Annotated in this window: 7 protein-coding genes; 2 read left to right on the top strand and 5 right to left on the bottom strand. The window is 68.1% G+C overall.

What is annotated here, in order from left to right; genetic code table 11:
- Positions 1–39: 39 nt before the first annotated feature.
- The 3 genes from ACFV4K_RS18965 to ACFV4K_RS18955 all read right to left on the bottom strand — a co-directional run bounded on the left by ACFV4K_RS18965 (position 40) and on the right by ACFV4K_RS18955 (position 2,437).
- On the bottom strand, positions 40–231 hold the full coding sequence (locus tag ACFV4K_RS18965) for a hypothetical protein (RefSeq protein ID WP_357087779.1): 192 nt from the start codon (positions 229–231) through the stop codon (positions 40–42).
- A 62-nt stretch (positions 232–293) separates the two neighbouring features.
- Complete coding sequence (locus ACFV4K_RS18960) at positions 294–1,328, bottom strand: phosphotransferase family protein (protein WP_379276387.1); 1,035 nt, start codon at positions 1,326–1,328, stop codon at positions 294–296.
- Positions 1,322–2,437: a hypothetical protein gene (locus ACFV4K_RS18955; protein ID WP_379276386.1), complete on the bottom strand. Its 1,116-nt coding sequence runs from the start codon at positions 2,435–2,437 to the stop codon at positions 1,322–1,324. The genes ACFV4K_RS18960 and ACFV4K_RS18955 overlap by 7 nt, the downstream gene beginning before the upstream one ends.
- 127 nt (positions 2,438–2,564) lie before the next feature.
- Here ACFV4K_RS18955 and ACFV4K_RS18950 point away from each other — a divergent pair, with 127 nt between their 5' ends.
- Positions 2,565–3,173: a TetR/AcrR family transcriptional regulator gene (locus ACFV4K_RS18950; RefSeq protein WP_379276385.1), complete on the top strand. Its 609-nt coding sequence runs from the start codon at positions 2,565–2,567 to the stop codon at positions 3,171–3,173.
- 472 nt (positions 3,174–3,645) lie between these two features.
- Here the strand turns inward: ACFV4K_RS18950 and ACFV4K_RS18945 are convergent, their stop codons facing one another.
- Both ACFV4K_RS18945 and ACFV4K_RS18940 read right to left on the bottom strand, forming a co-directional pair.
- Positions 3,646–3,972 carry a hypothetical protein gene (locus ACFV4K_RS18945; protein WP_379276384.1) on the bottom strand — a complete coding sequence of 109 codons (327 nt, stop codon included), beginning with the start codon at positions 3,970–3,972 and terminating at the stop codon, positions 3,646–3,648.
- Positions 3,972–4,181 carry a hypothetical protein gene (locus ACFV4K_RS18940; protein ID WP_379276383.1) on the bottom strand — a complete coding sequence of 70 codons (210 nt, stop codon included), beginning with the start codon at positions 4,179–4,181 and terminating at the stop codon, positions 3,972–3,974. The genes ACFV4K_RS18945 and ACFV4K_RS18940 overlap by 1 nt, the downstream gene beginning before the upstream one ends.
- Positions 4,182–4,307: 126 nt before the next feature.
- Between ACFV4K_RS18940 and ACFV4K_RS18935 the strand changes: the two genes are divergently transcribed.
- Positions 4,308–5,993 (top strand): PKD domain-containing protein, encoded by a 1,686-nt coding sequence (locus ACFV4K_RS18935; RefSeq protein WP_379276381.1) that lies wholly within the window; start codon positions 4,308–4,310, stop codon positions 5,991–5,993.
- Positions 5,994–6,009: the final 16 nt, after the last annotated feature.

Below are 6,009 nucleotides of genomic sequence, written 5' to 3'. Positions count from 1 at the left end.
GCGTCCTGCCGGGGGCGGAATCGTCTATTTCCCGGTGGCTCAGGCCGACTCGTCCTTGGCCTGCATGCCGAACGAGACCAGCGCCACCAGTACCCCGATCGCCCCGAGCACGATGCCGAAGCCGGGCTGCATATCGTCAGCCCAGGCCAGGATGATGAAGTGCATATTGGCCTGCTCCAGGAACAGCGAGCCGAAGCCGAGAATCGCCATCCAGATACCCAGACGCAGCATTGGGAACCCCCCCGATCGAAATGAAATGTGCCGCGACAGCGTATCGGTGGACGGCGACGCTGTCAGTTCAGTAATTGCTCGATGCGGGCCGTGCAGAAGCCGGTGATGTTCATTTCCGGGGGCAGCTGCACGCGATGGGTCATGCGCAGCAGCGGAACCGACAACAGCGCGGCCGAGAAGATCTCCTGGTATTCGAGATCGCGGACCGGCTTGCCGGTGAGCTTCTCGTAGTAGGCGATGGTCTCCGCGCGGGAGGGCGTGCCCGGCAGGGGAGCGTGGCCCTCGTATTCGCTGCACGCCCAGTCCAGGAACAGCAGCCAGGCGAGATCGGATTCGGGGGCCCCGAGGTGGGCGATCTCCCAGTCGAGCACGCCCCGGACCTGGAAGTCCTTGTCGTAGAGGATGTTCGACATTCGGGCGTCGCCCCAGCACAGCACGGCTTCATCCGGTTCGTAGAGATGCTCGCGCAGGAACGCGATCGCCCGCCGGTACGTTTCGGGCACGTCGCCCTGGCACGCCCAGCGTAGTGCCGCGTCGAGATAGTTCACCGCCTGCTCGATGACCCCGTTCCCGTGCTGCGGGAAGGCGAGGAACTTCAATCCCGAGGCACGCCAATCGATCCGGCTGACCTCGGCGATGGTGTCCACGCACCCCCACCACATGCGGGCCCGCTGCTCGGGCGTGGCCTCGAAGTAGGTTCCGGCCGAGTGATAGGACGGATAGTCGCTCGGCGCCTGTCCTTCGAGACGGTTCATGACGAAGTAGGGGCTGCCGAGCGGATTGTCGTCGCGTTCGAGCCAGGCCACGGTCGGGACCGGGATGCCGGTACCGGCCAGCCGTTTCATGACCAGCACCTGCCGCAGCAGGTCGTAGTCGGGGAACAGCGACATGTCCGGTGGCCGCCGCAGCACCAGCGGAACGGTGCCGTACTCGTCGTTGACGTCGAAAAGATAGGTCTCGGTGGCGAATCCGCGTTCGGTGCGGACGAATCCGCCGACCCGGACCGGGCCGGTGCTCGGAAAGTGCTCGCGCACCAGTGGTTCCAGTGCCACGCCGAGGTGCTCGGCGGGAATTCGGGTGGTGCTCACCGTCAGCATCCCTCGTACCCGTACCGCGTGTTGCGGCCTATGAACACCATTTCGACCAGCCCGTAGCCGACCTTGCCCTCGGTCTCGACGCGGCAGAAGGTCTCGCTGAGCATGCTGGCCTGCTTCAGGTCGGCGGTGTCGGTGAGGTCGACCGTCAGGCCCTCGCTCCAGTTCTCCCCGCGCCACAGGCCCGAGGCGTACCCGCGGTAGAAGTCGTAGCCGGCGATGCCGGGCCAGAAATCGGAGATCGGGGTGATGGTGAATTCGCGATCGCGGCCGTCGGTGGACTGCACGGTGAAGCTGCCGCCGCTGACGATGCGGAAGTCGTCGCGGAAGGTGAGCGCGTGGTCGGTGGTGGCGATCGGAACGGGCTGCTCGCCCGAGTCCAGCGGCGGCAGCACGGTGCCCTCGAAGTGCCAGCGCCGGCCGTCGGCGGTCTCACGCTGCGCGAAATGCACCAGCTCGTCCTCGAACTGGAAGATGCCCATGTAGTAGAGGACGCCGTCGGGGATCTCGGACGGCTGCAGGCCGTCACCCTCGCCGAGGCTGCCGCCGCCACCGCCGTGCCGGGTGCCCCAGGAGTGGTCGCGACCGAACCACCAGGTCTCCGGGTCGATGTCGTAGCGCTTGCCCTCCACCTCGATCCAGCCGGAGATGCGCCCGTTCTGGTAGTAGCGCCGGGCGTCCTCGCGGACCCGGCCTCGGGTGCGGAAGAAGGCGGGCTCCTGCTCGTAGGCGGGGAATTGCCCCTCGAAGTCGAGGTGCAGCCGGACGCCGTGCTCGTTGTCGCCGAGGGTGGCGCGGACCTTGCGCAGGGGTTCCACGATCTCGTATTTGAACGGTCCGACGGTCCAGTCGGCGATGCCGTCGTAGCGGTCGCCGATCTCGCGGGAGAGCCGGACCACGTGGGCGGTCTTGTTGCCGATGGTGACCATGGCGTACGCGTCGAGCACATTGCGGTTGGGGTAGCGCGCCATGCCGGTCATGACGCTGATCTCGCCGGTGGTGTCGAAGCCGTACAGGACGACGCGTTCGGTCCAGCGCAGATCGCTCTGCTGCACGTGGTCGAAGGTGGTGGGGAGCTGGTGGGCGAGAAGTTCATCCTGGGGCGTCAACATCGACGGCTGCCTCTCGGAGGTGTGGCGTGGGCCACGGTGAATTAGAATACGAGGCGCAGCGTATTCGAATTCCGGCGAGAATGTAACCTGTTCCAGAAGATTGGCCGGCCGACCAGAGGGAGACCACGTGACCGCAGCGACAGGGACCGCCCGCACCGGCCCCGGCCGTCCCCGGGATCCGCAGTTGGACGCCCAGGTGCTGACCGCCACGCAGGAACTGCTGGTGGAGGACGGCTACCAAGCCACCACCATCGCGGCCGTGGCCCGCCGGGCCGGAGTGGTCACCACCTCGATATACCGCCGCTGGCCGGGGAAGCGGGCGCTGGTGGAGGACGCGGTCTTCGCGCTGGACACCGAGAACCATCCGGCCCCCACCGGCGATCTGCGCGCCGACCTATTGGCGTGGACGCGCCTGTTCCTCAACGCGGCCGCGCACCCCGCCGCCCGCTCGGCCATTCCCGGCCTGCTGTCGGAGTATCACGACGATCGGGAGAGCTACCGCCGCCTGCTCGACGGCGGCGAGCGCCCCACGATTCAAGCGCTGGGCGAGCTGCTGACGGCGGCCGCCGAATCCGGCCAGGCGGCCCGCACCTGCGATACCGAGGCGGTCTTCGAATTCCTCCGGGGTGCGACCCTGATGCGCGCACTCACCCACGGCACCGAGGATGCCGACCACTTCAGCCGCCGGATCGCCGACGCCCTCTATGCGGTCGCGCAAACCCCCAGGTCAGAGTAGGCCCCACCAGTAAATCAAGCAGGCCAGTGCAAAGACGACCACGGTCTCCATCGTCAATCCCAATCTTCTTGGCGCTCTTGCCTTCCATGATGCCGTGCCCGATACGGCGGGGGCCACAAATCAGGCTAACAAGATCGCTAACCGTTGCCGGAACGCAAAGAACCCGCGTGTCCGTCACCCCTCGTGGACGGACTCGCGGGTTCTGCGCCTGCCTGCCACCCCCTTCGCGGCAGGCCGGATACCCAGCGAGACGCCAGTCGATCGGTGTGCTGTGGGCGGCCCGTCACCCCTCGTGGACGAGCCGGCCCCAGCGTTCCCGCCCCAGGAAAGGTGGCTCGGTGGGTCCGCCGGTGCGTTCCGGCGTTGGACACAACGATGCCCAGCCGTGCTTGGCGCGGCCTTAACAAGATCTTGTAACAGTGAAAAGTCCTGCTAATCCCCCTTTTTCGGGGAGCTATCCGTTCCGGAGTGGTCAAACGCGTTGGCGGACTTCGGCGGCCGGTGCGGTCTGGCGCAGATCGCGACCGATCCTCAGGGTGAAGAGCAGGACGGCGACGGCGGCGAGGGTCAGCGGGATGTAGCCGAACGTGTAGTCGTGGTTCGCGCTGTAGACCGCGCCCATCACCAGCGGCGGGAAGTAGCCGCCGAGGCCACCGGCCGCGCCGACCAGCCCGGTCACGGTGAACGAGGTGCCGGGGATGCCCAGGAAGAATCCCCAGATGATCAGTGCCGCAAAGGAGTTCGACCAGCCGACGAGCAGCGCCGGGATGATCGAGATGAAGCGGACGGCGGTGAACATCAACCGCCGCCGAACTTGTCGGTGGGTGCGCCGACCGGAATCCGGCCCAGCGATCCGACCAGGACCGGGGTGGCGACCAACGGTGATTGCCGGCCGGGGGAGAGGTCCAGCTGCTTGATATAGCTGCTCGATAGCGGACCAATCAGATTCCGCGCCAAGAACGTGCGGGCGAAGGCGGCTGGAGCGAGTGTCAGATTTCTCGCGTTCATCCCTTTTGTCTAACAGATTCGCAGGTAGAACGAGCTAAATTGGGCCATTTCGGCGCGCCTACGGGTGCTGTGCCGCCGCGTCCGCACCATGTCTGCTGTCGGATTGCGCATCTCCCAGGAGGAGCAATGAAAGTGTGGCGATCTCGCCGGTGTCGCGCGGCCCTGCTGCCGGCCCTGGCGGGTGCGATCGCGGTGGCCGGAATCGTGGCGCAGGCCGGTCGGCCGCTACCCGCCGCCGCCGAACCCGCGAGCGACCTTCCCCTCGTCATCGACGTCAGCGCACCCCCCGACGGGCCGTGCGCCGGCCCGCTACACGGCACCGCCGCCGTCTACTTCCCGCCGGGCGTCGACTCGCACGCGGAGGTGGAGTGGCGGATTCTCGGTGGCGGACAGCCGATTCGCAGCGGCATCACCGTCGTGCAGAACGACGTGATGACGGTCGGGTTCGACCTCCGCCACGACGAGCTCCCCACCGACGGCCTGCTCCGCGTGGACGCCCGCGCCCGGATCCCGGGCGGTGACGTCACCGGCTACGGCAAGCCGTGGAACTTCCGGGTGAACCGGGATTGCCGTCCGCTGCACGTGGTCTCGGTCGGCGACTCGGTGCTGTGGGGCCAGTCGGTGCTCGGCGGCGTGAGCGCCCCGCGCAAGCACAGCTTCGCCGATGTGGTGGCCGATGCCCTGGGATCCAGGACCGGCCGCGGCGCCACCCTGCACGACTACACCGCCTCCGGCGCCGCCCTGGACGCACCCGGTGAACACCCGACCGGCAAATGCCCCGGCGGGGACGCCACCCTCGACGTGTTCTGCCAGCTCGCCAAGGCCACCGGCGATGCCACCGCGAACGGCTACCCGGTCGATCTGGTGCTGATCGACGGCTGCCTCAACGATCTGGACCCGATCTTCGGCATTCCGGTGGGCGTCACGCCCGGCACCCAGGATCTGGCGTCCGCCGTGCACCGCGAATGCGGCGGCGTGGGCGCGGACGCGGTGAACCCGGCCGCCGCCGTGCCCTATTACAGCGGGGCCACCCTCGGCTACGGCGGTCGCGGCATGCGGGAGGCGGTGCAGGCCGCGCACCAACTGCCCGGAACGCCGAAGGTGCTGGTGGGCAACTACTTCCACGGCTACGACGGGGATCGGGTGCCGGAGTCGCTGACCCAGCGTTGGTCGGAGTTCGTGCGGGTGTCCTCGGAGTCGTTCCGGCAGGCCGTCTCCGACGCCAATGCCGCCGCGGGCGAGGAGTACGCCACGGCCGCCGACGGACTGTTCACCGAGGACGCCGTGGGCGTTCGGGATCCCGCACAGGTCGTGCCGGAGCCCGCGCAGACGACGCCCCGAGACATCGCACAGCCGGCCGAGCGCACGCCGGCCCTGAACCCGCTCGGCGACGAGGCGGCGTCGCTGCGTCTGCTGGTCTGCCCGCAGGCCAGCGACCTGCCGCAGTGCCGGGCCATTCCGGCCGTGTCACCGCCCGACCTCGAGGTCGCGCGCAAACACGCCGACGTCTTCCTGATGAATCCTCGGATCAGCGAATGGTTCGGTGGCGGTGAGCCGTTCGGCATCGGGTTCACGGCGTCGAAGGTGACCGCCCGGTCCGGCAACGCGGTCAGTTTCGACGCCGAGCGGGCGGGCGGCGCCATTCGCCGCTACGACTGGTACTTCGGCGACGGCTCGCACGAGACCACCACCGATCCGGCGGCCTCGCACGTCTACCACGGGCTCGGCCCGAACCTGCCGCGGCTGGTGGTCACCGATATGACCGGCCGCCGGAGTCTGTACGAGCTGGCCGAGCCCATCACCGTGGGCTGATCAGGCGCGCGGTGTC

The sequence above is a fragment of the Nocardia sp. NPDC059764 genome, assembly GCF_042732555.1.
In the GTDB taxonomy this organism is placed as follows: Bacteria; Actinomycetota; Actinomycetes; order Mycobacteriales; family Mycobacteriaceae; genus Nocardia.
Note: the sequence above shows the minus strand (reverse complement) of the source record. Positions and strands in the feature narration are given on the sequence as shown.